We start from the raw sequence: 24,933 nt of genomic DNA on the forward strand, positions 1-24,933 counted from the left end.
ACGCGCGCGGCGGGACGCGGCGAGGCGGCGGTCGCTGCGCCCGCGGCGGCCGCACCGGGCGGCGCGCCGCGGGCCCTCACCCCGGTCAGCGCGCGAAGACGTCGGCGGCCGGCGTGATGCGGATCGCGTCCGGCCGGATGCCGAGCTTCGACGCGCCGATGAGCCGGTCCTCCTCGAGCAGCGCGGCCGGCTTCTCGGCGTCGTACTTCACGGTGGAGACCCCGTCCGCGGCGAGCGCCGCCGCGAGCCCCTTCGCGTCCTGCGTGACGATCACGAACGACAGGTCGGTGGCGGAGAGGTGCGTGCGGATGGCGCGGTTCACGTCCTCGCGGGTGAGCTTCGCGAGCCCGTCGCGCAGGTAGCGCGTGAACTCCGGGATGCCGTACCAGCGCGAGTCGAGCGCGTAGCCGACCTGCTGCTCCTGGCGGGCGGTCATCACGTACACGTTCTTCATGAGGTAGGCCCGGGTGGCCTCGAAGTCGGCCTGCGAGAGCCCCTCGTCCACCAGCTTGCGCAGCTCGTGCAGCGCGATCCGGATCGCCATCTGGGCGTTTTGCGGCTGCACCGGCCGGATCCACACCTCGAAGAGCTGCGCCCGGCGGGCCAGGTTCGGGTCCGGGAAGAACTGGAACATGCCGCGCGGGAACGCCTCGACGTACGCGTAGTCGCCGTAGTTCATCCCGCGCGCCTCGCGGATGCGCTGGTACAGGTGCGAGGTGGAGGCGCGGTGCTCGCCCAGCCAGGTCTTGGCGAGCCAGAGCGCCGGGAAGTCCGGGTGGCCGCGGGTGACCGCGATGGGCAGGCCGAAGGAGATGGCGGTGGCGCGCGTGTCCTTCTGGACGATCTCCACCTCGAGGCCCTTCGGGCGGCGGCCGGTCACCGCCGGCGCCGGCTCCGCCTGCGCCACCGGCAGCCGCCCCAGCTCCGCCTGGAGCCGGTCGAGGAACGCCTTCGGCGCGTCGCCGCCCACGCCGACCAGCACGTCCGGCCGCGCGTAGCGGGCCCGGACGAACGCCTTCACGTCCTCGAGCGTCACCGCCTGGATGCCCGCCACGGTGCCGATGGCGGGGTGGCCGTAGGGCGTGCCGGCGAACGCGTTCGCCTGCAGGCGCTCCTTGGCCAGCTCCTCGTCGTTCGACTCGCGCAGGTCCTGGGTGAGCGCGTTCAGGTGCTCGTCCTTGATGCGCCGGAAGTCCTCCTCGCGGAAGCCGGGCTCGGTGAGCTGCGGCAGCGCCACGTCCGCGAACCGCCGCCAGCCGTCGGCGGGGAAGCGGCCGGTGAGCGTCACCATCTCCTTGTCCACCTGCGCGTCCAGGCTGGCGGCGAGCGGGTGCAGCGCCTCGCGGATCTCGTCGAGGCGCATGCGCTGCGACCCCGCGGCGGCGAGCATGTCCGCGGCGAGCGCGGCCAGGCCCTCCTTGCCCTTCGGGTCCTTCGCGCTGCCGGCCGGGAACACGAGCTTCACCGTGACCACCGGGAGCTTCGAGGGGAGCAGCGTCACCGGCACGCCGGCCGGCGCGGGCGGGCGCGGCTCCAGGGACGCGAGCGCGGGCTGCGCCTTCACCGCGGCCGGGAGCGGGTCCTTCGCGAGCGTCGTCACCACCAGGCCGGCGTCGGTGAAGTAGCGCCGCGCCGCGGCCAGCAGGTCGGGGCCCTGCAGCGACGCGTAGGTGCGGAAGAGCTGGTTCGCGGTCGCGTAGGAGCGCCGGAAGTGTGCGAAGCGCGCCACCATGCCGGCGACGGCGTCGGTCGAGTCGAGCCGGCGCACGAACGCGGCGCGCCCGAAGGACTTCTGGTCGGCGAGCTTCTTCGGATCCGGCGCGGCGGCGCGCGCCTGCGCGAACGCCTTCAGCAGGACGTCGCGGACGTAGGGCGCGTCCTCCGCCTTCTTCAGCCGCGCGAACACGGTCACCAGGCCCGGATCCACGTTCGGCCCGGTGTCGGTGAACAGCGCGTCCACCTTCTGCTCGTCCACCACCAGCTTCCGGTAGACGTCGGAGGTCTCGCCGAAGTGGAGGTCGAACAGGAGGTCCACCGCCGCCCAGTCCTTGCCGGTCTCGGAGAACGCCGGGCCGTGGAACGCCACCGTCACCCACGGCAGCGTGGGCGTGGTCCAGGGCACGTGGGCGTAGACCGGCCCCTGCGGCGCGGGCTCGGCGGGGATCCGGGCCTGGTGGTCGCCGCGCTTCCAGCCGCCGAAGTACTTCTCGACCAGCGGGAACACCTGCTCCGGCCGCACGTCGCCGGCGACGATCACCGTCGCGTGCTCGGGCCGGTACCAGCGCGCGTAGAACGTGCGCGAGTAGTCGTACTGGTTGGGCATGTCCTCGATGTCGGCGAGGAAGCCCATGGTCGTGTGCTTGTACGTGTGCGCGCGGAACGCGGCGTCGCGCTGCACCTCCTCCAGCTTCACCAGCGGGTTGGAGGCGTTCTTGTTGTACTCGCCGAGGATGGCGCGCGACTCGGTCTTGAAGCCCTCCACCGAGTAGTCGAGGTGCTGGAAGCGGTCCGCCTCGATCTCGAGGACCTTCTCCAGGTCCTCCTTGGCGAAGGTGGTGTGGTAGTTCGTGAGGTCGTCGCTCGTGTACGCGTTCTGCCGCGCGCCGATGCGCGTGAGCACCGCCTGGTACGCGTCCGGCGGGTAGGCCTTCGTCCCGCGGAACATCATGTGCTCGAAGAAGTGCGCGAACCCGGTCTTGCCGGGCTCGACCTCGTTGCGCGAGCCGGTCTGGATCGGGATCTGGACCGACACGAGATCCGGGAAGCCGGTCGGCACCACGATCACCTTCAGGCCGTTCGGGAGCGTCCGCTCCGCGGCGGGGAAGGGCAGCACGTCGCCCGTGGCGGCGCGCGGCGGCGCGGCGGAGGCGGGCGCGGCCGCGACCAGGGCCAGGGCAGCCATGGCGGCGGCGAGGAGCAGCGGAGCAGGGGTCGGACGCATGCGGCGGATCTCCCTCGGGTGAACGAGAAGGGACGAAAGCACGGGGTGGGGCGACCGGCAAGCGGCGCCTCCCCCGGCGCCACGCCGTCCCTTCTCCGAGGCGCGGCGGCCCGGTCCGTGACGCCCGTGGCCAGGAGGGGCGCGCGCCGTCGCGCCGAAATAGCCCCGGCCTCCCTCCCGTAGGAAAGGCCATCGGAGGTTGGACATGAAGGCCCTCGCAATCGTCGCTCTCGCCGTCGCCCTCGAAGCAGGCTTCCTCTTCACGCTCGCGGTCCCCGCCCGCACCGCCGTCGCCCAGGACGGCCGCGCCGCTCAGGTCGAGCTGGCGCGCGCTCCGGCGCCCGTCCCGGCCCGCTCGTAGCCCGCACGCGGCACCCCGCGGTGGACTACGATGCGCCATGGCCGAACGCCCCTGCCTGCTCCTCGCCGCCTTCCCGCCCGAGCTGGCGGGCCTCGACGCGGCGCCGCCGCCCGGCTGGATCCCGGGCGTCACCGGGGTGGGCGCCGTCGCCGCGGCGATCGAGACGGCGCGGCTCGTCGCCCTGCACGCGCCGGCGCGGGTGCTGTTCGTCGGGACCTGCGGCGCCTACGACGCGCGGCTCGCGCCCGGCGACCTGCTCTCCGCGTCCGAGGTGGTCGCGACCTCGCTCGACGAGGTGGAGGGGCGTGCGTACCGGCCGGCGATCGAGCGGGTGCGCTGGCCGGCGGGCTGGGACCTGCCGTTCCCCGCGCACGGGGTGGCGGTGCCGCCCGCGATCACCCGCACCGAGGCGGGCGCCCGCGCGCTCGCCGCGGTGGCCGCGGCGGAGCACCTCGAGCTGACCGGCGTCTTCGCCGCGTGCCACGCGGCGGGCGTGCCGGCGGCCGCGGCGCTGGCGGTCGCGAACCGGGTCGGCCCGGACGCGCACGCCGAGTGGAAGGCCACGCACGCCGCCGCGAGCGCGGCGCTCCGCGCGGCGCTGGAGGCGCGCGGCGTGCTGCCGACCTCCGCCGCCGGCCGGTCCGGCTGATCGGCGCGAGCTCAGCGCGGGGGGGCCGCGGGGCGGGCGGCCGAGGCCGCCGCGAGCGACCGCCGGAGGACCCAGGCGATGGCGAGCAGGACGGCGCCCGTCCCGAGCGCCGGCAGGATCAGCGCGCCGGCGCCGCCGCGGCCGGCCGCCAGCGTGGCGCGGAGCGCGGTGACGTCCGCGGCGAGCGACCCGACGTACACCGAGACGACGAGGCCCGGGAGGCTGCCGAGCAGCGACGCGAGCGCGAACGCGCGGAGCGGCACCGGCGTCGCGCCGAGCAGGTAGTTGAGGACGGTGAACGGCGCGAACGGCGCGAGCCGGAGCAGCAGCACCACGCGGAAGCCGGAGGCGCCCAGCGCGGCGTCGAGGCCCGCGAGCGCGGGGGAGCGCGCGGCCAGCCGGGCGGCGCGCTCCCGCACCAGCCAGCGGCCGGCGGCGAACGCGGCGCAGGCGCCGGCGGTGCTGGCCGGGATGGCGAGGAGCGAGCCGGTCACCGGCCCGAGCGCGAAGCCGGCGGCGAGGTGCAGCAGCGGGGCGGGCACGAGGAGCGGCCCGCTCGCGACGTAGGCCGCCGCCAGCGCGGCGGCGGCGGCGGGCGCGCTCTGCCGCAGCGCCTCGAGCGCGCGGGTGGCAGGGCCCGGGGCGAGCGCGGCGAGCGCGGCCGCGGCCGCGACGACCAGCAGGGCGGCGGCGGGCCGGGCGAGCCGGGCCAGCCGGCCCGGCGGAGGGGAGGAGGGGAGCACGCGCGCAGTGTAGCGCCCCTCGGTCCCATCCGCCCGGCCGCGCCGCGCGTGGGTCACTCGCCGAGGGTGGCGCGCAGGAACCAGCCGTGCTTCTCCACGCCGGCGATGACGCCGGTGAGCAGGTCCACCGTCTCGGGGTCACCGTGCTCCTCGGCGAGCGCCTGCGCGGCGCGGAGGCCGCCCAGGTACGCCTCCACCCGGTCGGCGAGCAGCCCGACCAGCTCGAGGTCGCGGACGGCGCCCGCGGGCAGCTCGGGCACGCGGCTCGTCGCGGCGACCTCGCGCGCGGTCCCGGCGGCGCGGCCGCCCAGCGTCACGGCCCGCTCGGCGACGTCGTCGGAGTGGCGTGCGAGCGCGGTGGCGAGCTCCTCGAACAGCGCGTGGAGCGGGGCGAAGCCGGGCCCCTTCACGTTCCAGTGCGCGACCTTCGCCTGCGTCTGCAGGTCGATGCCGTCGGCGAGGGTGGCGACGAGCGCGTCGGCGACGCGGCGGCGGTCGGGCTCGGCGAGCGCGCTGGGGCTGCGGAACAGGTCGCGCCGGGTGCGGGGGGGCTGGGGGGTGGCGGTCGGGGTTCGGGTCGTGGTCGTCATGTTCAGGTCCTCCTCTCGGACGCGAAGGAGGATGCCGCCCCGCCGCTGATAACTCCAAGACATCGTCTCGATGGCCCTGATACCCGAAAACTGTCACGGCTGGAAAGCAGCCCGGCGCCGGCGCGCCCGCGGCGTTTGACGCCGCGGCGCCGCCGTTGCTAGATCCCCCGCACCATGCAGGTGAGGCTCAACGGAGAGCTCCGCGACATCCCCGACGGACTGACCGTCGCCGGTCTCCTCGCGCACCTCGGCGTCAAGGCGCCGCGGGTGGCGGTCGAGGTCAACGAGGCGGTCGTCACCAAGGACCGCTACGAGGCCCATCGGATCGGGCCGGGCGACTCGGTCGAGATCGTCGCCTTCGTCGGAGGAGGGTAGGCCATGGCGGACACCTGGAGCATCGGCGCGCACGCGTTCACCAGCCGCCTGCTGGTGGGCACGGGCAAGTACCCCGACTTCCCCACCATGCAGCGGGCGCTCGCCGCCTCGGGCGCGGAGGTCGTCACCGTCGCGGTCCGCCGGCTCGACCTGTCGAAGAAGGGCGAGGAGTCGCTGCTCGCCTGGATCCCGAAGGGCATGAAGCTCCTGCCCAACACCGCCGCCTGCTTCACCGCCGAGGAGGCCATCCGCACCGCGCGCCTCGGCCGCGAGCTGGAGATGGGCGATCTGGTGAAGCTGGAGGTGATCGGCGACCGCCGGACGCTGTTCCCCGACGTGGAGGGGCTGATCCAGGCGGCGAAGGTGCTGGTGAAGGAGGGCTTCACCGTCCTGCCGTACACGAACGACGACCCGGTCACCGCGAAGAAGCTCGAGGACGCGGGCTGCGCCGCGGTGATGCCGCTCGGCGCCCCCATCGGCTCGGGCCTCGGCCTCCGCAACCCGTACAACCTCCGCATCATCATGGAGACGGTGCAGGTGCCGGTGCTGGTGGACGCGGGCGTGGGCACGGCCAGCGACGCGGCGCTCGCGATGGAGCTGGGCGCGGTCGCGGTGCTCATGAACACCGCCATCGCCGAGGCGAAGGATCCGGTGCTCATGGCCGAGGCCATGCGCGCCGGCGTGGAGGGCGGCCGCAAGGCGTTCCTCGCCGGCCGGATCCCGATGAAGCTGCACGCCGCGGCGTCCTCGCCGATGAGCGGGCTCATCGGGAGCTGACGGCCGGGCGCCCCCTCGTCCCGGCGTCCCGACGCGCGCCGGAGCGGCGCGGCGCCCGGGATGGGCCCGCTCGGCCTGGGCGGGGGCGAGCCGGAGCGCGACTGCCTGGATCGAGGCGGTCGGGCTATCCGGCGGGCTCGAGCGTCGCGACGTCGTCGATGACGGAGCGGAAGACGCGCGAGGGCTTGCCCCATCCACCGGCAGTGTACCCGCGGCAGATCTTGTCGTACGCCTCGGGGTGCTGGTGCGGCGCGAACTCCTCCACCGTGCCGCGCAGCGCGTAGCCGCGGTAGGTGTCGAGGTCGATCACGGTCCGCGTCTCGAGCCGGTTCGACTTGAGGTTCATGTACGTCTTCAGCGCGAGCCCGTCGCCGTGGAACAGGGTGAGGCGGCCGTCGCGGACCTCGTGGTGGAAGATGAAGCGCGGCGAGATGTTCGCGGTCTCGCCGACGCCGACCAGCGCGTAGCGGACGCTCCCCACGATCTGCACCAGCTCCTCGAACGGCACGTTCTCGAAGAACTTGAGCGTGTACGGGCTGTGGTGGACGGTGAAGATGGACGCGCCCTTCACCACCAGGCCGTCGCGGTCCTCCTCCAGGAGGTCGGTCGCCACCGAGTTCACCGACAGCGCGCGGGTCTTCACCTGGAAGCCCTGGTACTGCTCGACGCGCGTCAGGTGGACGGTGATGCACTCGCCGCGGGCCGGCGTGCGCGCCAGCGGTCCGGCGAGGCGGAGGCGCAGCTCGCGGCCGGTCGGACCGGGCTCGATCCCGAGCACGCGGTTGACCGACACCGCGTTGTAGGTGCCGCCGAGGCTGGTGGTGCCCATGAAGGACAGCACCTTGTCGAACTTCACCGACGGGAAACGGGGGGCCTGCTTCGCCTTCTGCGCTTCCAGGAAGGCGAGGAAGCTCTGGAGATCGCTCGACACGGATGCTCTCCTCGCGCAGGATGCTGCCGGAGGCGGAGATTACGGATGGAGGTCCCCGTTGTCCACCTGATCACGGACCGTCGGCTCGCTTCCTCGCTGCCGGCGCGCGCCGCCGCCGCCCTGCGCGGGCTGCCCCCCGGGATCGCCGCGATCCACCTGCGAGAGAAGGACCTTTGCGGTCTGGATTTGCTCCGGCTCGCGCGCGCGCTCGCCGCGGTCTGCCGCGACGCGGGCCAGCGGCTGCTCGTGAACGATCGGCTGGACGTGGCGCTCGCCGCGGGGGCCGACGGCGTCCACCTCCCGTCGGCGGGCGTCTCGCCGGTGGACGCGCGGCGGCTGCTCGGCCCGGCGGCCCTGCTGGGCGTCTCGTGCCACTCGGAGGCCGACGTGGTCCGCGCCCGCGCGGGCGGGGCGAGCTTCGCCACGTTCGGGCCCGTCTACGACACGCCCTCGAAGCGCCCCTACGGCGCGCCGGTGGGCGTCGGCGCGCTGCGCGCGGCGGCGCGGCTCGGGCTCCCGCTGGTCGCGCTCGGCGGGGTGGACCCCTCGCGCGTCGCCGAGGTGCGCGCCGCGGGCGCGCGCGGGGTCGCGACCATCCGCGCCTGGCTCACCGGCGACGATCCCGCGGGCGCGGTGCGCGCGCTCCTCGGCCGCTGATCCGGGCGCGCGGCGGCCTCAGCCGGCGCGCCGCAGCGACAGGAAGTACTGGTACGGCAGGAACGCGTGCTCCTGCGCCAGCTCCAGCCCGGCCTCGTGCGCCGCGGCGAGGAAGTCCTCGCGCGACACCTTGTGGTCCGGCGGCGGGCCGACCGGGAGGTCGCCCGGCTGGAAGTCCACGTTCACCAGCCGTCCCCCGGGCTTGAGCCGCGAGGCGAGCCGGCGCAGGTCGGCGGCGCCGTCGTGGAAGTGGTGGAACGTGTTCACGACGAGGATCGCGTCGCACGGCTCCGGCGGCAGGGCCGGCGCGCCGTCGGTGGAGAGGAGCGGGTGCACGTTGTCGACGCCGGCGTCGCGGGCCCGCTCGCGCAGCAGCGCGATCATCCGCGGCTCGACGTCGATGGCGTACACGCGCCCGCGCGGCCCCACCGCGCGCGCCATGCGCAGCGAGAAGTAGCCGGGGCCGGCGCCCGCGTCGCACGCCACGCCGCCCTCCGGCAGCCGCAGCGCCTCCACCACCGCGTCCGGCTTCTGCCAGGCGGCGCGGTCCGCGCCCTCGAGCTTGGCGAGGTAGGCGGCGAGGTCCTCCGGGTTCCCGTGCCGGTCCCGGCCCGGCGCGTGATCGCCGTGGCCAGGCCCGTGCCGGTGCTGCCCGCCCGCGCCGTGCGCTCCGTGCCCGTGTCCGCCGCCGTCGCCGTGGTGTCCGTGTCCGCTCATGGTCGCTGGGAGCCCTTTCCCGGCCGGGCGGTTCACCCGGCCGCCTCCGGCCCGAACCGGGGTGCACGCGGGCCGGTGCCCGGGTATATTGCCGCGCGCATGGGCAGTCCCGTCTACGAGATCTCCAAGGACTTCGTCTTCAGCGCCGCGCACCAGATCCGCTTCCACGGCGGCAAGTGCGAGCGGCTGCACGGCCACAACTGGCGCGTCCGGGTTCACGCGCGCGCCTCGACGCTGAACCGGATCGGGATGGTGATCGACTTCGCCGACCTGCAGCGGCTGGTCGCCGAGGTCGGGTCCCGCTTCGATCACCAGAACGTCAACGAGGTGGCTCCGTTCGACCAGGAGAACACCACCGCCGAGCTCCTCGCCCGGTTCTTCTACCAGGAGATGTCCCGGCGCCTCGCCGACCTGGAGGGCGGGCGCGTGACGGTGTCGCGCGTGGACGTCTGGGAGAACGAGGGCTCGCTGGCGGTCTACCGCGAGGAGTGACGGCGGCGCCTTCGGGCGTCAGCCACGCGCGGTAGGGTCGGACGTGCCCGTCCTCTGCCTGGTCCCCACGCCGCTCGCGGCGGCCCGTGCCGCACGCCGGCTGTGCGACGCGCAGGGCGGGCTCCTGTTCGGACCCTCGGTCTCCACGCTGGAGCGGCTCGTGCCGGGCCTGCTCGCCGCCGCGGGCGACCGCCGCGCGGTGCTGCCGCCGCTCGCCGAGCGGCTGCTCGCGGCCGGCGCGGGGGCCGACGCGGGCGGTCCGTTCGCCGGGATGCAGGCCTCGAGCGGCCTCGCCGGCGCGCTCGCGGCGGCCATCGCGGAGCTCCGGCGCGCCGAGGTGACCGCGGCCGACGCGCGCGCCGCCGCCGCCGAGGGCGACCTGCCCGCCGCGGCCGCGGCCCGGCTCCGCGCGCTCGCGGACGCGCTGGCCGCCTACGAGGCGCGGCTCGACGGCCTCGGGGCCCTCGATCGCGCCGGGGCGGCGCGCACCGCCGCGGGGGCCGCCGCCCGCGGGGCCGCCTCGCCCGAGACCGCCGGCCTCGACCTGCTCCTGCTCGACGGCCACGTCGCGCTCGCCCCGGCGGAGTGGGACCTCGTCGCCGCGCTCATGGCGCGCGCCCGGCGGAGCCGGGTCCACCTCCCGTACTTCCCGGAGCGGTCCGACCTGTGCGCGCCCGCGGAGCCGCTGCTCCGGCGGCTCGAGGCGCTGCACGAGGTGGCCTCCCGCCGCGACGTGGAGGTGGTCCTCCCGCACGTGGACGGCGCCGATCGCGCCGTGCGGCCCTCGGCGCTGCTGGCCGCGTTCGCCGGCGGGGCCGGGGGCCGGGCGCGCCGGTGGACCGGAGGGCCAGGTGCTGGCGCTCCCGGGCGCGGGCGAGGCGGGGGAGGCCGAGGCCGTCGCGGAGGCGGTGGAGCGGCTCCTCGCGAGCGGGCTCGCGCCGGAGGACGTGGCGGTGGTCTCGCCGGCGCCGCGCCGGGCCGGTCCCGCGCTCGCGCGCGCGCTCGCCGCGCGCGGCATCCCCTTCGCCTCCGGCCGCGGCCCGGCGCTCGCCGAGGTGCCGCTGGCGCGCTGGGTCCGCGAGGCGCTCGCGGCGGCCGGGGGCCTGGGTCGCGCGGCCGCCGAGCGGTTGCTCGCGAGCGGCTGGCTCGCGGCGCCCGGCGGCGGCGCGGTCGGACCGGTCCTGGACCGCGCCGGCGCGCTCGACGGCCGGGGATCGCCGGCGGCGGCGCTGCGGCGTCGGCTGGCGGCGCTCGGGGGCGCCGCCGGCCGCGAGCGCGCCGCGGTGGCGCGCGCCGCCGGGGCGGTCGAGGCGCTGGAGGCCGCGCTCCACCCGCTCGCGTCGCCCGGCACGGCCCGCGCCCACGCCGCGCGGCTGTCGGCGTTCCTCGACGCGTCCGGCGTCCGGCGGCGCGCCGCGCGCGGCCCGCGCGCCGAGGTGGCGCGCGATCTGGCCGCGCTCGCCGGTCTGGAGGAGGCGGCGGAGGCGGTGGTGCGCGCGTCCGCGCTGCTCGGCGAGGCCGGCGCGGCGCTGGCGCCGGCGGCGTTCCTGGAGCGCCTCGGGCTGGCCGTCGAGCAGGCCGCGCTGCCGCCCGGCCCGGAGGCGGCGGCCGGCGCCGTCGAGCTGTCCGGTCTGGACGAGGCGCCCGGCCTGTCGGCCCGGGCGGTCGTGGTCACCGGCGCCCGCCACGGCGCCTTCCCCGCCGCGCCGCCGCCCGAGCCGCTCCTGCGCGATCCCGAGCGGCTGGCGCTGAACCGCCGGCTGCGCCGCGCCGCGCTCCCGCCCACCGGCGCGCGGCGCGCCGAGGCGACCTACCGCGCCTTCGCGGCGCTCGCGGCCGGCCGCGAGGCGGTCGCGATCACCTGGGCGGCCCCCGGCCCGGGCGGCGACGGCGGCCCGCTCGCGCCGCTCGCTGCCGAGGCGCTGGTCGCCGCCGGCGCGGAGGTCGCCGGCCCGGCGGCCGCGCCGGAGCCGCCGCTCTCTCGCGCGCGCACGGTCCGCGCGGCGCTGCGGGCCGCGGCGCGCGCCGGGGACGCCGGCGCGGCGGCGCTGGGCGGCACCGTGCTCGCGCCGCGCGCGGCGGACGCGCTCCGGCGCGGCGCCATCGAGTCGGCCCGGCGCGACGCGGTGCTGGCGCGGCGGCCGGCGCCGTTCGCGGGGCAGGTGGAGGCGCCCGCGCTCGCCGCGCTCGGAGCCGCGCTCCCGGAGGAGTGGGCGCCCACGCGGCTCGAGGGCTTCGCGCGCTGCCCGTTCCGCGGCTTCCTGGCCCAGGTGCTGCGGCTCCCGGACCGCGCCGCCGCCGACCTCGACATCGACCCGCGCGACGAGGGCAGCCTGCTGCACGCGGTGCTGGAGCGCTTCGTGCGCGGGCGGATGGAGCGGCGCGCCTGGCCGCCGGACGGCGGCGAGGCCGACCTGGCGGAGATGCGGGCCGCGGCGGCCGAGGCGTTCGCGCGGTTCGAGCGCGAGGGGCGGACCGGCGATCCCGCCGCCTGGGCGGCGCGGCGCGAGGCGGTGCTGGCGCGGCTCGATCGCGTGGTGCGCGCCGAGGCGCGCGACCACGGCGGCCTCGCGCCCGCGGCGGTGGAGCTGCGCTTCGGCCGCGGGGGCCCGCTGCCGGCGCTGGAGCTGGCCTGGGACGGCGAGCGGGTCCGGCTGGAGGGGCGGGTGGACCGGATCGACGCCGGCCCGGGGCGCCTGCTGGTCGTGGACTACAAGAACGCGCGGAACGGCGACGCGTACGCGGACGGGCTCGACCCGGAGGCGTTCGGCGATGCCGCGTTCCAGATCCCCGCCTACCTGATGGCGGCGGCGCGCGCGTTCCCGGGGCGGCCGCGGCTCGAGGCCACCTACGCGCTGCTGCGCCGCGCCGAGCGCCTGGACCCGGTCGCGCTCGACGCGGACGACCCGCTGCTCGCGGCCGAGCCCGCGCCGCCGCCGGGCGGGCCGGAGGCACCGCGCCCGTTCGCGGCGGCGGTGGTGGAGCGGGTCCGGCAGATCCGGGCCGGCGCGTTCCCCATCGCCTCGCGCGGCTGCGATGGCTGCCCGTTCGGCGCCGTCTGCCGGTTCCAGGGCACCGCCGCGCTGGCGGAGCGGGGCGGCGGGGCCGCGGGGAAGGGCGCGTCGCCGTGAGCGGCAAGGTCACGTTCGGCCCGGCCGCGCAGGCGCTGTTCCGCCTGGAGGCGCCGACGGCGGTCTCGGCCGGCGCCGGCTCGGGCAAGACCACCGCGCTGGTGGAGCTGTGCGTGCGGCTCCTGGAGGGCTCCGCGCTGGGCTCGCCCTGCGAGCCGCGCGCGCTCGCCGCCATCACCTTCACCGAGAAGGCGGCCGAGGAGCTGGAGGAGCGGCTCCGCGCCGCGGTGACGGCGCGCGCGCGCGCGGCGCGCGAGGCGCCGGAGTCGCCGGAGGCGCGCGCCTGGCTGGAGCGGCTGCACGGCCTCGACGCGATGGCGGTGGGCACCATCCACGGCTTCTGCGGCCGCCTGCTGCGCGAGCACGCCCCCGAGGCCGGGCTCGACCCGGAGGCGGCGGTGCTCGACGAGGACCGCGCGTCGGCGTGGATCGGCGCGTCGGCGCAGGCCGCGGTGGTGGCGGCGCTGGACGCCGGCCGCCCCGCGGCGCGGGCGCTCGCCGCCGGGCTCGGCGCGGCGCGCGGCGGCCTCCCGGCGCTGGTGGGCGGGCTCCTGCGCGAGCGCGCCACCCGCGGCGACGGCGGGCCGGTCGCGCTCGCCCCCGCCGACGAGCCGGCCGCGCTCGCCGCGCGCGCGCGGCTCGATGACGCCGCGCGTGCGCTGCTCGGCGCCCGCGCCGAGGCCTCGACCGCCGGGGCGCGGGCGCTGGTCGAGGCGGTGGCGCGCGCGCGCGAGGCGCTCCGGCCCGGCGACCTCGACGGCGCGCTCTCCGCGGACGGGCTGGCGCGGCTCGGCGGCCTCGCCGAGGCGCTGCGCGGCAGGCGCGTCCTCAAGGCGGACGGCCCGGCGCTGCGCGAGGCGCGGGAGGCGCTCGCGGCCGCGTGGGAGGCGCTGGAGCCGCTCGCGGCGGGCGTGCTGGCCGCGCCGCAGCAGGCCGAGCTGGCGCGGCTGGTGGAGGACGCGGAGGCGCGCTACGCCGCGCGCAAGGCCTCGGCGCGGGCGGTGGACTTCGACGACCTCCTGCTCCGCGCGCGCGACCTGCTGCGCGCGGACCCCGGGGTGCGCACCGAGCTGCGCGGGCGGCTGCGCGCGCTGCTGGTGGACGAGTACCAGGACGTGAACCCGGTGCAGCAGGAGGTGTTCGAACTCGTGGCCGGGCCGGACGGCGGGGCGGCGGGGCCGGTGCTGGTGGCGGTGGGCGACCTCAAGCAGTCGATCTACCGGTTCCGCGGCGCCGACGTGGCCGTGTTCGCGCGCCTCATCCGCCGCCTCGGCGCGGGGCAGGGGCGGGTGCTGCACCTCTCCGAGAACCACCGCTCCGCGCCGGCGGTGCTCGACCTCGTGAACGAGGTCTCCGCCCGCGCCTTCCGTCCCCCGCCCGGCGCGCCGCCGCGCGACGACGAGCTCGCGTTCGGCGAGCACGACCGGCTGGTGCCCACCCGCCCCGAGGCGCTCCGGCCCGCGTGCGAGGTGCTGGAGGACGGTGCGGAGGGGAACGCCGCCGAGCGGCGCGAGCGCGAGGCCGAGGCCATCGCGGCGCGCATCCGGGCGCTCGTGTCCGGCGCCGCCGGCGTCGAGGTGCGGGAGCGCGACGGCGTCACCGCGCGCCGCCCGCGCTTCGGCGACGTCGCCATCCTGTTCCGGCGGCTCACGCAGATCGCGCCGTACGAGCGGGCGCTGCGCGCCGCCGGCATCCCGTACCGGCTGGCGCGCGGCGGCGGCTTCTACCAGGCGCCGGAGGTGCGGGATCTCGGCGAGCTGCTGGCGGCCCTCGCCGACCCGTCCGACGCGGTGGCCTGGGCGGCGCTGCTCCGGTCGCCGGCATGCGCGGTGTCCGACGGGTCGCTGGTCCTGCTCGCCCGCGCCGGGCTCGGCCGGCTGGCCTGGCTCGCACCGGCGGAGCTGGCCGCCGAGGTCGATCGCGCCGCCGCGGGCGCGCAGGCCGGCGAGGACGCGGCCGCGGCCGGCCCCGGCGCGAGCCCGCCCGCAGACGTCGCGCCGCGCGCGATCCCCGCGGACGAGTGGGCCCGCCTCCTCCGGCTGCTCGCCGCCCATCGCACGCTCCACGCGCTCCGCGACCGGGTGCCGGTCGGCGAGCTGCTCGCGCGCGCCGTGGAGGCGCTGGACCTCGACGCCGCGCTGCTCGCCGGCCCCGACGGCGAGCGCCGGGCCGTGAACCTCGAGAAGGCGCTCGCGCTCGCCGCGCGCTTCGGCGAGGACGGTGGCACGCCCGCCGAGCTGGCCGCGCACCTCCGGGCCCAGGCGGCGCGGCCGCCGCGCGAGCCCGAGGCCGAGCTGGAGGCCGCCGACGCGGTGTCGCTCCTGTCGGTGCACCAGGCGAAGGGGCTCGAGTGGCCGGTCGCGTTCGTGCCCGACCTGGGCGCGCGCGCCCGCGCCGACCTGCGCCGCGCGCTGCTCGATCGCGACGGCAGGCTGTGCGTGGCGCTGTTCGACCCCGCCCGCGAGGCGTTCGTCGAGACCGCGGCGCTCGCCCGCGCGCGCGACGACGACCGGCGCTCCGCCGCCGCCGAGTCGCGGCGGCTGCTGTACGTGGCGCTCACCCGCGCGCGCGACCTGCTGGTGCTCTCCGGCGAGGGCTCCGGCGCAGAGACCTGGCGCGGGATGGTGGAGGCCGGGCTGGCCGAGCGGCCCGACCTCGCCCGCCGGATCCCCGTGGCCGAGGACGTCGCCGCCGCCATGGCCGACGCGCCGCCCGCGCCCGCGCGCGCCGCCGCATCGACCGCGGAGCCCCTCGCCCCGCCCCCGCTCGCGCCGCCTGCGCCCCCCGCCGCCACGCGCGCCGCCGTCACCGAGCTCGCGGAGTACGCCCGCTGCCCGCGCCGCCACCTGCTCGGGCGCGTGCTCGGGATCCCCGAGCCGCGCGGCGCCCCCGGCGTCCCGCCCGGCGACGACCCCGGCCGCGCCACCGCCCGCGGCACGCTCGCGCACGCCATGCTCGCCGAGACCGATCTCGGCGCGCCACCGCTCGAGCGCCGGGCCCAGCTCGCCGCCGCCGCCGCGCGGCGCGGCTACGACCCCGCCAGCCCCGGCGTGCGGCGGATCCTGCTCGAGGTGGCGCGGTTCGCCGAGTCGCCCGGCGGGCGCGAGCTCGCGCTCGCCGCGCGCGAGGGCCGGCTCCTGCGCGAGGTCCCGTTCCTGCTCCGCCTCGGCCCCGGCGACGGCGCGCCGGCGGTGTACCTCGTCGGCGCGCTCGACGCGCTCGTGCAGGAGCGGCGCGGCGGCGGGCTCACCGTGGTGGACTACAAGTACGCGACGCCCAGGGCCGGCGCCGCGGAGCGCTACCGGCTCCAGCTGCTCGCGTACGTGCTCGCCGCCGCCCGAGCCCACCCCGGCGCCCGCGTCCGCGCCCGGCTCCAGTTCCTGCGCGGCGACCACCGCGCCGTGGACGTGACCCCCAGCGCCCGGGAGCTGGAGCGCTTCGAGCAGGACGCGCCGCGCCTCGCCGCCGAGGCACGCAAGGGCGCCGAGCCGTCCCCCGCCGAGCTCGGCCGCGAAGAGGCCCGCTGCCGCGCCGAGGGCTGCGGGTACGTGCCGCGCTGCTTCCCGAGGCGGCACGGGGACTGAAAGCACGTGAACCCATCCCCTCCCGTCGCCGCGGCGGCCGATCCGCGTCGCATCGCGTCGTTGCTCCTCCCTCACATGCCGACGGGCATGCTCGGTCGTCGCGCCTCGCGCTGCTCGCGTCTCGACCGCCTGGCTCGGTCCGGGGATGGATTCACGCGCTCTGAGCGAACGTTCACCCCGTGCCCGTGCCCGCGCCCGAACGCTCCACGCGAGCGCCGCCGTGTTCCCCGCCACGACGTCGCGGGGCGTACGCGTCCACGAGCGCATCGCCCAGCGCCCGCCGCGCCTCCTCCAGGTTGTGCCCCCGGCAACGGATCCTGAGGTTGTCCACCGTGGATGCCCCGCCACGCGCCACCGGCACGACGTGGTCCAGCTCCAGCCGGTGCGTGGAACCGCAAGGCTCGCCGGACGGGAGGACGAAGGTGCAGCGCCCGCAATCGCGTTCCCAGACCTCGCGGCGAACGTGAGCCGGGATGTGGTCCGGCATCGAGGGCCGGATGGACTTCCGAGGCTTCGCCGTGAGCCCCTTCCGTCGCGCGCGCTCCGCGAGCAACTCGTCCAGCGCCGCCTCGAGGACGTTCTCGCGGGTGGCGCCCGGCATGGCGTGGGACAGCGCGTCCCGTGCCGCGTCGAGCTTCTCGAGGAACGCCTTGGAGACCGTGAGGTGCATGCGGGCCGAATCCCCGGCGAGCCAGTCCACCGAGCTGGGCTTCGCGGCAGGCGAAGCGGGCGAAGCGGGCGCGACGAAGCAGGCCTCGGGAGCCCGCGGATCGACAGGCTCACCCCGAGCGGCATCGCCACGACCCGCGGGCTCGACCCGGCCGGGCGGAGGCGGTTCGGGCGCCCGAAATAGAACCGGCGCCGCAGCGCTCGACGCCATCGGCGGCGCGGCGACCGCCCGGATCGGCACGACGACCTCGCGACGAAGCGGGTTCTCGACCGGCCGGATCGAGGCAGCCACCGCCGCCGCGTCCCGGCTCGAGAGCCCGAAGAACCGCGGCAGGATCTCGGCGCAGTTCTCGGTGGTCACCACCTTCGACAGCTCGCAGACCGACGAGAGGCAGAGCTTGCCCTCGCGCAATCCGCGCTCCACCGCCGGGTACCGCTGGATGAGCTCCGCCGCCGTCTTCCGGTACTGCGCTGCCCCCGCCGAGAGCCCCAGCTCACGGCGGAGGAAGGAGAACAGCGAGGTGTGCCCCCGGGCCCTGTACAGCCCGCGCCGGTCGAACTCCGCCAGCGCGACCAGGAACTCCGCCATGGCGTGGCGCTCGGAGCGGAGGAGGGCGACGAGACGGTTCGTGAGCTCGAGAGCGAGGTCCATGAAGGAAGCATCGCACGCGAATTTCGCCGTCCGTAAAACGCACGAGGACGAGCCAGGCCGCGAGAACGGGAGCAGGCCTCCGCGACCCCTCTGCTGTTCCCCCAGCGCCTCAGTGGCGTCCAGGGAGCGCGCAAGAGCCGTGTTCCAGCGCGAGTCCGCTCGCGCAACCCCCGCCCGTCCCGCGAACCCGTCAAGCGTTCACCGTGAGACAAACGGGTGCTGCGTCGCTCCCCGCGGCCGCCCGCATCCATCTCGCTCGCCCAGCGCCCCGCGCCTTGCGCCCGCGCCGCCTTCCGCGCCCGCCTTCCGCGCCGCGCGCCCTCATTCCGCGCCCCGCGCCGCACCATCAGGCCTCTCGCGAGCCGATCCCGCCGCCCCGGTTCCGGAACGCGCAACCGCCGCCGACCGCCCCCGCACCCTCAGTGCCCAAGGCGTTCCCGCCTTCCGCGTCTCGCGCCCGCCTTCGCCCCCGCCCCCGCCGCACGCAGCAGCCGATCCCTCCGCGCCGCGCCCCGCCTTCCGCGCCTCGCGCCGCACCATCTGCTCTCGCGAGCCGATCCCTCCGCGCCCGCCCCCGACCCACTCCGCCTCCGGCGTCCCTACGGATGCCTCGTCGGATTCGCCCCCGTCTCCACCGCTTCCTTCCCGAGATCCTCCCGGTGCCGCACGTCCGTCCGGTGCATCCCGAAGCGCGCGCTCCCCTCGCCGAACTCCCGGAGCACGTCCGATGGGCTCGTGTACGTCCGGTCGGGCAGCGACCGCAGGAAGTTGATGGCGTCCGCCGGCGCGCCGGCCTCGGCCGCCGCGGACGACAGCTCGTCGCGCGTGATCGGGTACTCGACCTCGGACAGGATCGCCGAGGGGCTCCGCTCCGGACGCTCTCCCACTCCACGGGCCATTGGTGCCTTCCTTTCGGGTGGACCACGGAAACCTGCGCAGCCCGCGGCGCGACGGCGAGGCGCGGCCCGGCGGCCGCCGGCTTTTCCCCTTGCCTCGTTCGGGCGCGGGTCCGTAGATTGCGGGCGGAAATCATTCAGGCACCGCCCCCGAGCCACCGACACCGCCAACCGAAATCGCTGGAGAGAGAGATGCCCGAGCACACGACCGAGCGCGTGAAGCAGATCCTGTCCTGGTACGGATCGGACAACCCCGGGACGCTCGCGAACCTGCACCGCATGCTCATGCACGGGAAGCTGGGCGGCACCGGCAAGATGGTGATCCTCCCGGTGGACCAGGGCTTCGAGCACGGGCCGGCGCGGTCGTTCGCGAAGAACCCCGACGGCTACGATCCCGACTACCACTTCCAGCTCGCGATCGACGCGGGCTGCAACGCCTACGCGGCGCCGCTCGGCTTCATCGAGGCGGGCGCGGCGAAGTTCGCGGGCCAGATCCCGCTCATCCTCAAGCTGAACAACTCCGACTCGCTCTCGAAGATGGGCGGCGCGCCCTGCTCGGCGGTGACGGCGTCGGTGAAGGAGGCCGTCCGGCTGGGCTGCTCCGCGGTCGGCTTCACCATCTACCCGGCCTCCGACGCGCGGAACACGCAGCTCGAGGAGCTCCGCGAGATCACCCAGGAGGCGAAGTCGATGGGCCTCGCGGTGGTGGTGTGGAGCTACCCGCGCGGCTCCGGCGTCTCCAAGGACGGCGAGACCGCGGTGGACATCAGCGCGTACGCCGCGCAGATCGCCGCGCAGATGGGCGCCCACGTCATCAAGGTGAAGCCGCCCAAGGACCTGGTCGAGCTGGACGCGGCGAAGAAGGTCTACGAGGAGCAGAAGATCCCGACGAAGACCCTGGCCGAGCGCGTGCGCCACGTGGTGCAGAGCGCGTTCAACGGCAAGCGCATCGTCATCTTCTCCGGCGGCGAGGCGAAGGGCACCGACGCGGTGCTCGAGGAGATCCGCGGCCTGAAGGAGGGCGGCGCGTTCGGCTCGATCATGGGCCGCAACGCGTTCCAGCGCCCGAAGGCCGAGGCGCTGAAGCTGCTGTCCGAGGTGATGAAGATCTACGCCAGCTAGGCGCGCGCTCCGGCGCGGGTCCAGGGGGCGGCGCCGCCGGGCGCCGCCCTCGCCGTTTCCGGGGGGGCGCCGCGCGGCGTTCCGCCCGGGCGCGGCCGCCGCCGCGACGCCTGGGCGCGCGCCGGCCGCCCGCCTGCCGTACGCTCCGTGAATCCTCCGGGCCCGCGCGGGGCCGGGCCCACGGGGGCCGATGCGCGCCCGTCCCGCGGCATGGAACATGCCAGAAGCCGCTGTTTTCTCTTGCCTATGAAGGCAGGCGGGGTTTATACGGCTTTACCTTTTGTTTCGCGGTCTTCGCACCGGCATCCGGCCCGCGGCGCGGACCGCGGCGTCGAGGCAAGGACACACTCCATGCGGCTTTACCCGAAGGTCATCCCGACGATCGCCCGCGAGGTCGTACAGACCCTCATGCAGGACGGCGACGTGGAGGTGGAGACCCTGCGCATCGCCGACGCCGAGATGGACATGGCGGCGATCATGAAGGAGTACCTCGCCGCGGAGGAGCGGGTGAACGCCGCCACGCGCGAGGCGCTGGAGCGCCGCGGCTACGATCACTCGCGGTTCAACCAGGTGAAGCGCGAGATGGCGGACGTCCGCGGCTTCAAGATGGGCGACGAGGGGATCGAGTACGTCATCGGTCAGATGATCGAGTTCCTGCTCATCTCCCGCAACGTGGAGGAGGTCTTCTCCGAGGATCACGTCCTCCGCAAGAAGGTCTTCAACATCTTCAAGAAGCACCTCGACGTGGACGAGGAGATCGACCGCGAGGCGCGCGCCCGGCTGAAGCACCTGCAGGAGGGCACCGCCGCCTGGGACATCGAGTACCAGAAGACGGTCGAGCTGCTCCGCCGCTCGCGCGGGCTCATCTAGCCCCTCGGCGACATCTCGCGTCACCCACGGCCCGCCCTCGGCGGGCCGTTCCGTCTCCGGACCCGGCGGCGCCGCCGGAAAGTTGACCTTCGATATCGCCCGATTACCGTGGACCCTCGGTGCGGAGGGCGGCGGAGATGGCGCGGGCGGATCGGTTCTACCGTGGGGTCCGCGGGAGCGCGGCGCTGGCCACGCGCCCGCTCGCCGCCGGCGCGATCGCCGCCGAGGCGCTCGAGCCCGGCGAGATGCGTCGCCTGCCGTTCGAGGGCGAGCTGCTCGGCGCCGCCCGGGTGCGGTCCGGGTTCGTCGCCATCCCGCTCGACGCGTTCGACGCCGCGGCCCTGGCGCTGGAGGCCGAGGAGCAGGCCGCGTACCTGCACCTGCTGCGGCTCTCGTTCGGCGAGGGGCGCAACTGGTGCCGCGCCGCGAAGCGCGACCTCATGGCGCGGCTGCGCCTGTCCGAGCGCCGGCTGCTGCGCGTCCTCGACGCGCTGGTGGAGAAGCGCTTCGCGCGCCCGCTCCACCGCGACAACCGCGGCACGCTCTGGCGCGTGTACCTGCCCCGCGAGGCCGCTGGCCGGGCGCCGGGGGACGAGGTGCTGCTGGGTCGCGCCATGCCCGCCGCGCTCCCGGTCCGCGCCCCCGACGTCGCCGCGCCGGTCCGCGCGCCGCTGCCGCCACCGCCGCCCGCCGCGACGGGCCCCGAGGCCGCGCTCGCCTGCGCGCTCCGCGACGCGCGCGGCGAGGCTGGGCCGGACGCGCTCGGCCGCGCCCTCCGCGACGTGCGCGACCTGCTCGCCGAGGGGCAGAGCGCCTCGCGCATCGCGGCCGCGATCGACACCGTCCGCCGCCGCGCCGTGCGCGCGGCGCAGAAAGGCCAGCCATGAGCCGCCTGCCCGCCGTCGCGCTCGTCGAGTCGCTCGATCCCGACGCCGTCGAGGTCTCGCCGGAGGCGCCGGCCGCGCCGGGGGCGGGGGCGGTCGACGCGCTCCGCCGCCGCCTGTCCGGCTCCACCGCGCGCGAGCACGTGGTGCTCGACTTCCTGGAGGACGACCTGCGCGAGGCGCGCGCGGCGCTCTCCGCGGTGGCCGCGTACGTGGCCAACGTCGAGGCCGCGCTCTCCGACGGCGAGCCGAGCCAGCAGCGCCTGCTCTCGCTCGCGCTGGGCGGGGCGCCCGCCGAGCGGCTCGACTACCTCTCCGGCGTGCTCGGGAGCGTGCGCCGCCGCCTGGCGCAGGTCGCCGCGCGGATGTGACGCTACGGCGCGCGCGCGCCGTGGACGCTCGCCAGCATCGCGCGCACCGGCCCCAGGTCGATCTCGCTCACCGCCGCCACCAGCAGGCGGCGCCCGTCGTTCGAGAACCAGAGGTGCAGCGGGCGCGCCCGCGCCGCCGGGTCGTCGGCGCGGCGCGCCACCGCGTCCACGCGCAGCGTCTGGAACCGGCCGGCGGGCGTGTCCACTGGCTCGATCTTCCGCGCGACCGTCCCCTCCAGCCGCCAGAAGCGCCGGTTCGCCACCAGCTCGAAGCAGAACGCCTCCCCGGGCGCGAGGCGCGCGGCGCGCAGCAGGTAGACCGCCGAGAGCGCGTCCAGCACCGGGCCCTGGCGCGGGTACGACGTCTTCCCCTCGCGGTCGCCGTAGCGGTACGCGACCACCACCTCGCCGGCCGGCGGCGCGAGCCGGGTGTCGCTCACCTTGCGGACGCCGTTCTCCAGCGCCTCGTCGCGGTACCGCTCGGGCAGGAGCGTGTCCGCGTCGATCCAGGAGAACCCCACCGCGGTGACGTTCTTGAGCGCGGCGAGGGAGGCGTCGGTGCGCGCGCGAGCGCGCAGCGGGATGACGCGCCCGCGGGACATGGGGCGCTCCACCGAGAGCTGGAGCGTGCCGGTGCGCACCATGCCGAGCAGGTCGAGTTCGAAGGTGAGCGTCTCGCCGGGACCCCAGGGGCGGGCGCCGGCGGCGAGCGGCGGCGGGCCGCAGGCCGGGGCGGCCGGAGCGGCGGATGGGGCGAGCAGGGCGAGCGCGAGCAGCGCGGCGGAGGTCATCTGCGGCGCCCCGGGCGCGCGCCGGCGCTCAGCGCGCCGCCAGCCGCCGGGCGAGCGCGTCCCCCAGCCGCCGGCGCGCCGCGAGCCAGCGGGCCGGGTCGCGCTCCCACCCGCGCGCCGAGGGCACCAGCGCCTCCGCCGTCGTCGCGGCGAGGCCGCCGAGGCCCGCGGCGGACGCGAGCCGCAGCAGCTCCACGTCCTCCAGCGCGTCGCGCACGATCTTGAGCCGGATGGACTCGACCGGGAACGGGCGCGTCCCCCCGAGCATGGCCGGCCGCCCCGGGTAGAGCAGCGTCCCGTCGCCATTCCCCGCGAACGCGCGCACGTCGGTCCAAGGGTCGCCTCGCCAGGCCTGGAGCATATCGTAGTAGAGCTCGCCGGAGAGGCCGCGCCGCCAGCCCAGCCAGGCCACCGCGCGCGCGGCCGCGCCCGGCCGGTCCACCTCGTAGCCCGGCCAGCCCGTGAACGTGCGGCGCATCTCGGCGCGGAGCGGGCCTTCCCCGGGCAGCTCCGCGCACCCGTGCGACATGCAGGACGCGTAGGAGAAGGCCACGCGCGGCGGCGCGCGCCCGTCCGGCAGCGCGTTCAGCACCGGCGCGTAGGCGTCGACCAGCCCGTCCAGCGCGGGCTGCGGCAGCGTGGTGGCGAACACGCGGATCCCCGCGGCGCGGGCGAGGCGGGCGCGGCGCGCCAGCTCGGCGACCTGGTCCGGCCGCGGCTCGTCGAGCGTGTACAGCCAGAGCCGGTCCGCCCATCCGCGCGCCTCGAAGTGCGTCCGCCACGCGCGCAGCGTGGCGGCGAGGTCCGCCTCCGGCCCGTCCCAGACGCGCCCGGCGATGCGCACCTCGGCGAACGCGCCGCGCACGCCCGGCACGAGCGTCCCGTCCAGCACCGGCCCGACCTCGGCGTCGTAGCGCGTCCAGTCGAGCGCGCAGCGCGCCGCCGTGCAGGTGCCGTCGGGCGGATCGGCCGACAGCGTGTACGGCGTCACCCGGTGCCGCAGCGCCGCCGCGGCGAGCGCGCGGGCCACCTCGGGATCGTCGGGGACCCCCAGCGCGCGCGTGCCGAGCCGGGTGGAGAGGCCGAACGGCGCGGCGAACGTGCCGGTGCGCGGGATCGCGAACGGCCACACCCGCAGCCGGACCGGGACCGCGGCGGCGCGCCGCCCGCCGGCCGAGAGCCGCACCACGCCCGCGTAGCCGCCGGGCGCGGCGTCCGCCGGCACGCAGACCTCCACCCAGATCGCCTGGAGCCGGCCGGCCGGGACCTCCACCGGGAACGCGCGCCGCGCCTCGCGGAACCAGGGATCGCGCGCCGGGACGAGCGGGTCCGGCCACTCGCCGGCGGCGCCGTCGGGCCCGCTCGGCCGCGCCAGGCGCACCGTCGCCACGCGGTAGAGCGCGACCGGGATCCGGCGCCCGCGCCGGCGCTCGTCCGGGGAGAGCGGCGCGGCCTCGGCCGCGAGCGCCACGGGGACGCCGCGGGGCCGCACCGCGACCTGCGCCGACTCGCACTCGCCCCGCGCCGCCACCAGGTCCACCGCGCGGCCCGGCGGGAGCGGGTCGGTGGGCCGGAGCTTGTCGAGGCCGCTCGCCACCGCCCACTCGAGCGTCTCCGGCGCGGCCCGCGGGACCGGGCCGGGTCGGGCGAGCGCGAGCAGGGCGAGCAGGATCGCGGGAGCAGCCACGCCGCGAAGGTGGGCGCCCGGGCCCCCGGGCACAAGCGAGCGCGAGGGCTCGCCCCGCGCGCGCCGCCCGGAGGGAGGGCGGCGCTCAGCGGACCGTCGCCACCTCGCCGCCGGGCCGGTAGCTCTTCAGCGTCGCGACGATGCTGCCCACCGCGAAGTCGGCGGAGGCGCGGACCAGGATGTGGCGCGGGTCGTCCGACAGCCACATGTACGAGTCGCGGCTGGTCGAGAACTTCCCCTCGAGCGCGGTGCGGACCTTCACCTTGAGGGTCGGGAACGTCCCGGCCGGCGTCTCGACCCGCTCCTGGCCGATCACCTCGGCCACGAGGGTGAACTGCTTCGAGCCGGAGACCACGGGCAGCTCGTAGCGGTGCCCGACCGTGAGCGGCTGCAGCCGGATCCACATGAACGCGCCGGTCAGGTCGTGCGCGTCGACCGGGATGGGGAACGTCTTCTCCTTGCGCTTCCCCTTCCGCTGCACGACCACGGTCGCCTGCCCGTTCGCCCGGTCGAAGCGCGCCGAGTCCACGTGGTAGTCGCCGACCTCGTAGGCCTTCAGGTCGGAGCCGCGGCTCATCCGCGCGGTCGAGTCCCAGTACGAGACCAGGTGCTCGCGGATGTCGATGAAGCCGGCCACGCCCTCGGTCTTGGCCTGGAAGATCACCGGCCAGACGTCGCCCTCTGGCTGGCCGACCACGATGCGGCCCTCGCCCGTGGGGAGGTTGAGGTACCGGACGCTGAACACCGTCTCCTCGCCCGGCGCGAAGGCGTCGGCGCGCGAGGCGGGGACCGCGGCGAGCAGTGCGGCGAGGGCGAGCGTCCAGGTCTTGGTCATTGCGGCGGATCTCCAGTCGCTTCTTCGAGCCACGCCGCGCGCGAAGCGGTGCGCGGTCGCCCCGAGGTAGAGCAAGGCCGGTGCCATCACCACGACAGCCGGACATTCTTCGGGATTCGAAGGCCGCCGCGCAATCACTGATGCGGGAGCGCGACAGCCGTGTCGCGCGTCCGACACGCCCCTGCGGCCTCCGGGGGTGGTCCCTCCG

At 76.9% G+C, this 24,933-nt stretch carries 22 protein-coding genes; 12 read left to right on the plus strand and 10 right to left on the minus strand.

Annotated elements, in window-relative coordinates:
* Positions 1 to 85: 85 nt before the first annotated feature.
* Complete coding sequence (locus tag ANAEK_RS06665; RefSeq protein WP_012525384.1) at positions 86 to 2,941, minus strand: pitrilysin family protein; 2,856 nt, start codon at positions 2,939 to 2,941, stop codon at positions 86 to 88.
* Positions 2,942 to 3,146: 205 nt separating this feature from the next.
* Between ANAEK_RS06665 and ANAEK_RS23125 the strand changes: the two genes are divergently transcribed.
* Both ANAEK_RS23125 and ANAEK_RS06670 read left to right on the plus strand, forming a co-directional pair.
* On the plus strand, positions 3,147 to 3,302 hold the full coding sequence (locus ANAEK_RS23125) for a hypothetical protein (protein ID WP_012525385.1): 156 nt from the start codon (positions 3,147 to 3,149) through the stop codon (positions 3,300 to 3,302).
* 37 nt (positions 3,303 to 3,339) lie between these two features.
* On the plus strand, positions 3,340 to 3,951 hold the full coding sequence (locus ANAEK_RS06670; protein WP_012525386.1) for a phosphorylase: 612 nt from the start codon (positions 3,340 to 3,342) through the stop codon (positions 3,949 to 3,951).
* Between the two features lie 11 nt (positions 3,952 to 3,962).
* Here ANAEK_RS06670 and ANAEK_RS06675 read toward each other — a convergent pair whose 3' ends face one another.
* Both ANAEK_RS06675 and dps read right to left on the minus strand, forming a co-directional pair.
* Positions 3,963 to 4,694, minus strand: coding sequence for a TVP38/TMEM64 family protein (locus tag ANAEK_RS06675; RefSeq protein WP_232288387.1), 732 nt, complete (start codon positions 4,692 to 4,694; stop codon positions 3,963 to 3,965).
* Positions 4,695 to 4,747: 53 nt separating this feature from the next.
* Positions 4,748 to 5,284 carry a DNA starvation/stationary phase protection protein Dps gene (dps, locus tag ANAEK_RS06680; RefSeq protein ID WP_012525388.1) on the minus strand — a complete coding sequence of 179 codons (537 nt, stop codon included), beginning with the start codon at positions 5,282 to 5,284 and terminating at the stop codon, positions 4,748 to 4,750.
* A gap of 174 nt (positions 5,285 to 5,458) precedes the next feature.
* Between dps and thiS the strand changes: the two genes are divergently transcribed.
* Both thiS and ANAEK_RS06690 read left to right on the plus strand, forming a co-directional pair.
* A complete protein-coding gene (gene thiS, locus ANAEK_RS06685) occupies positions 5,459 to 5,659 on the plus strand; it encodes a sulfur carrier protein ThiS (RefSeq protein WP_012525389.1) in 201 nt (66 codons plus the stop codon).
* A gap of 3 nt (positions 5,660 to 5,662) precedes the next feature.
* Complete coding sequence (locus ANAEK_RS06690) at positions 5,663 to 6,436, plus strand: thiazole synthase (RefSeq protein WP_012525390.1); 774 nt, start codon at positions 5,663 to 5,665, stop codon at positions 6,434 to 6,436.
* Between the two features lie 124 nt (positions 6,437 to 6,560).
* Here the strand turns inward: ANAEK_RS06690 and ANAEK_RS06695 are convergent, their stop codons facing one another.
* Positions 6,561 to 7,367: a hypothetical protein gene (locus tag ANAEK_RS06695; protein ID WP_012525391.1), complete on the minus strand. Its 807-nt coding sequence runs from the start codon at positions 7,365 to 7,367 to the stop codon at positions 6,561 to 6,563.
* Positions 7,368 to 7,412: 45 nt separating this feature from the next.
* Between ANAEK_RS06695 and ANAEK_RS06700 the strand changes: the two genes are divergently transcribed.
* On the plus strand, positions 7,413 to 8,024 hold the full coding sequence (locus ANAEK_RS06700; protein ID WP_012525392.1) for a thiamine phosphate synthase: 612 nt from the start codon (positions 7,413 to 7,415) through the stop codon (positions 8,022 to 8,024).
* 18 nt (positions 8,025 to 8,042) lie between these two features.
* On the opposite strand, the gene ANAEK_RS06705 is transcribed toward ANAEK_RS06700, so the two are convergent.
* The gene (locus tag ANAEK_RS06705; protein ID WP_041454040.1) at positions 8,043 to 8,741 is read right to left on the minus strand and encodes a class I SAM-dependent methyltransferase; all 699 of its coding nucleotides are present in this window, start codon (positions 8,739 to 8,741) and stop codon (positions 8,043 to 8,045) included.
* 99 nt (positions 8,742 to 8,840) lie between these two features.
* On the opposite strand from ANAEK_RS06705, the gene queD reads away from it, so the two are divergent.
* From queD to ANAEK_RS06720, 3 genes are all read left to right on the plus strand, one after another.
* Positions 8,841 to 9,233, plus strand: a complete 393-nt coding sequence (queD, locus tag ANAEK_RS06710) for a 6-carboxytetrahydropterin synthase QueD (RefSeq protein WP_012525394.1) — start codon at positions 8,841 to 8,843, stop codon at positions 9,231 to 9,233.
* Positions 9,234 to 10,084: 851 nt separating this feature from the next.
* Positions 10,085 to 12,364, plus strand: coding sequence for a PD-(D/E)XK nuclease family protein (locus ANAEK_RS06715; RefSeq protein ID WP_232288388.1), 2,280 nt, complete (start codon positions 10,085 to 10,087; stop codon positions 12,362 to 12,364).
* Complete coding sequence (locus ANAEK_RS06720) at positions 12,361 to 15,948, plus strand: exodeoxyribonuclease V subunit beta (protein WP_012525395.1); 3,588 nt, start codon at positions 12,361 to 12,363, stop codon at positions 15,946 to 15,948. The genes ANAEK_RS06715 and ANAEK_RS06720 overlap by 4 nt, the downstream gene beginning before the upstream one ends.
* A gap of 172 nt (positions 15,949 to 16,120) precedes the next feature.
* On the opposite strand, the gene ANAEK_RS06725 is transcribed toward ANAEK_RS06720, so the two are convergent.
* Positions 16,121 to 17,269, minus strand: coding sequence for an HNH endonuclease signature motif containing protein (locus ANAEK_RS06725; protein ID WP_012525396.1), 1,149 nt, complete (start codon positions 17,267 to 17,269; stop codon positions 16,121 to 16,123).
* A gap of 599 nt (positions 17,270 to 17,868) precedes the next feature.
* Complete coding sequence (locus ANAEK_RS06730; protein ID WP_012525397.1) at positions 17,869 to 18,168, minus strand: DUF2795 domain-containing protein; 300 nt, start codon at positions 18,166 to 18,168, stop codon at positions 17,869 to 17,871.
* A gap of 189 nt (positions 18,169 to 18,357) precedes the next feature.
* Here ANAEK_RS06730 and ANAEK_RS06735 point away from each other — a divergent pair, with 189 nt between their 5' ends.
* The 4 genes from ANAEK_RS06735 to ANAEK_RS06750 all read left to right on the plus strand — a co-directional run bounded on the left by ANAEK_RS06735 (position 18,358) and on the right by ANAEK_RS06750 (position 21,412).
* Positions 18,358 to 19,287 (plus strand): class I fructose-bisphosphate aldolase, encoded by a 930-nt coding sequence (locus ANAEK_RS06735; protein ID WP_012525398.1) that lies wholly within the window; start codon positions 18,358 to 18,360, stop codon positions 19,285 to 19,287.
* A gap of 351 nt (positions 19,288 to 19,638) precedes the next feature.
* Positions 19,639 to 20,157: a DUF507 family protein gene (locus ANAEK_RS06740; protein ID WP_011421561.1), complete on the plus strand. Its 519-nt coding sequence runs from the start codon at positions 19,639 to 19,641 to the stop codon at positions 20,155 to 20,157.
* Between the two features lie 119 nt (positions 20,158 to 20,276).
* Positions 20,277 to 21,044, plus strand: a complete 768-nt coding sequence (locus tag ANAEK_RS06745) for a hypothetical protein (RefSeq protein ID WP_232288389.1) — start codon at positions 20,277 to 20,279, stop codon at positions 21,042 to 21,044.
* Complete coding sequence (locus ANAEK_RS06750; protein ID WP_012525400.1) at positions 21,041 to 21,412, plus strand: hypothetical protein; 372 nt, start codon at positions 21,041 to 21,043, stop codon at positions 21,410 to 21,412. The genes ANAEK_RS06745 and ANAEK_RS06750 overlap by 4 nt, the downstream gene beginning before the upstream one ends.
* A 2-nt stretch (positions 21,413 to 21,414) precedes the next feature.
* Here ANAEK_RS06750 and ANAEK_RS06755 read toward each other — a convergent pair whose 3' ends face one another.
* From ANAEK_RS06755 to ANAEK_RS06765, 3 genes are all read right to left on the minus strand, one after another.
* Positions 21,415 to 22,203: a DUF3108 domain-containing protein gene (locus tag ANAEK_RS06755; RefSeq protein WP_012525401.1), complete on the minus strand. Its 789-nt coding sequence runs from the start codon at positions 22,201 to 22,203 to the stop codon at positions 21,415 to 21,417.
* 28 nt (positions 22,204 to 22,231) lie between these two features.
* Positions 22,232 to 23,890 (minus strand): DUF4091 domain-containing protein, encoded by a 1,659-nt coding sequence (locus ANAEK_RS06760; RefSeq protein ID WP_012525402.1) that lies wholly within the window; start codon positions 23,888 to 23,890, stop codon positions 22,232 to 22,234.
* 85 nt (positions 23,891 to 23,975) lie between these two features.
* The gene (locus tag ANAEK_RS06765) at positions 23,976 to 24,725 is read right to left on the minus strand and encodes a DUF3108 domain-containing protein (RefSeq protein ID WP_012525403.1); all 750 of its coding nucleotides are present in this window, start codon (positions 24,723 to 24,725) and stop codon (positions 23,976 to 23,978) included.
* Between the last annotated feature and the right edge of the window lie 208 nt (positions 24,726 to 24,933).

Source organism: Anaeromyxobacter sp. K (assembly GCF_000020805.1).
In the GTDB taxonomy this organism is placed as follows: domain Bacteria; phylum Myxococcota; class Myxococcia; order Myxococcales; family Anaeromyxobacteraceae; genus Anaeromyxobacter; species Anaeromyxobacter dehalogenans.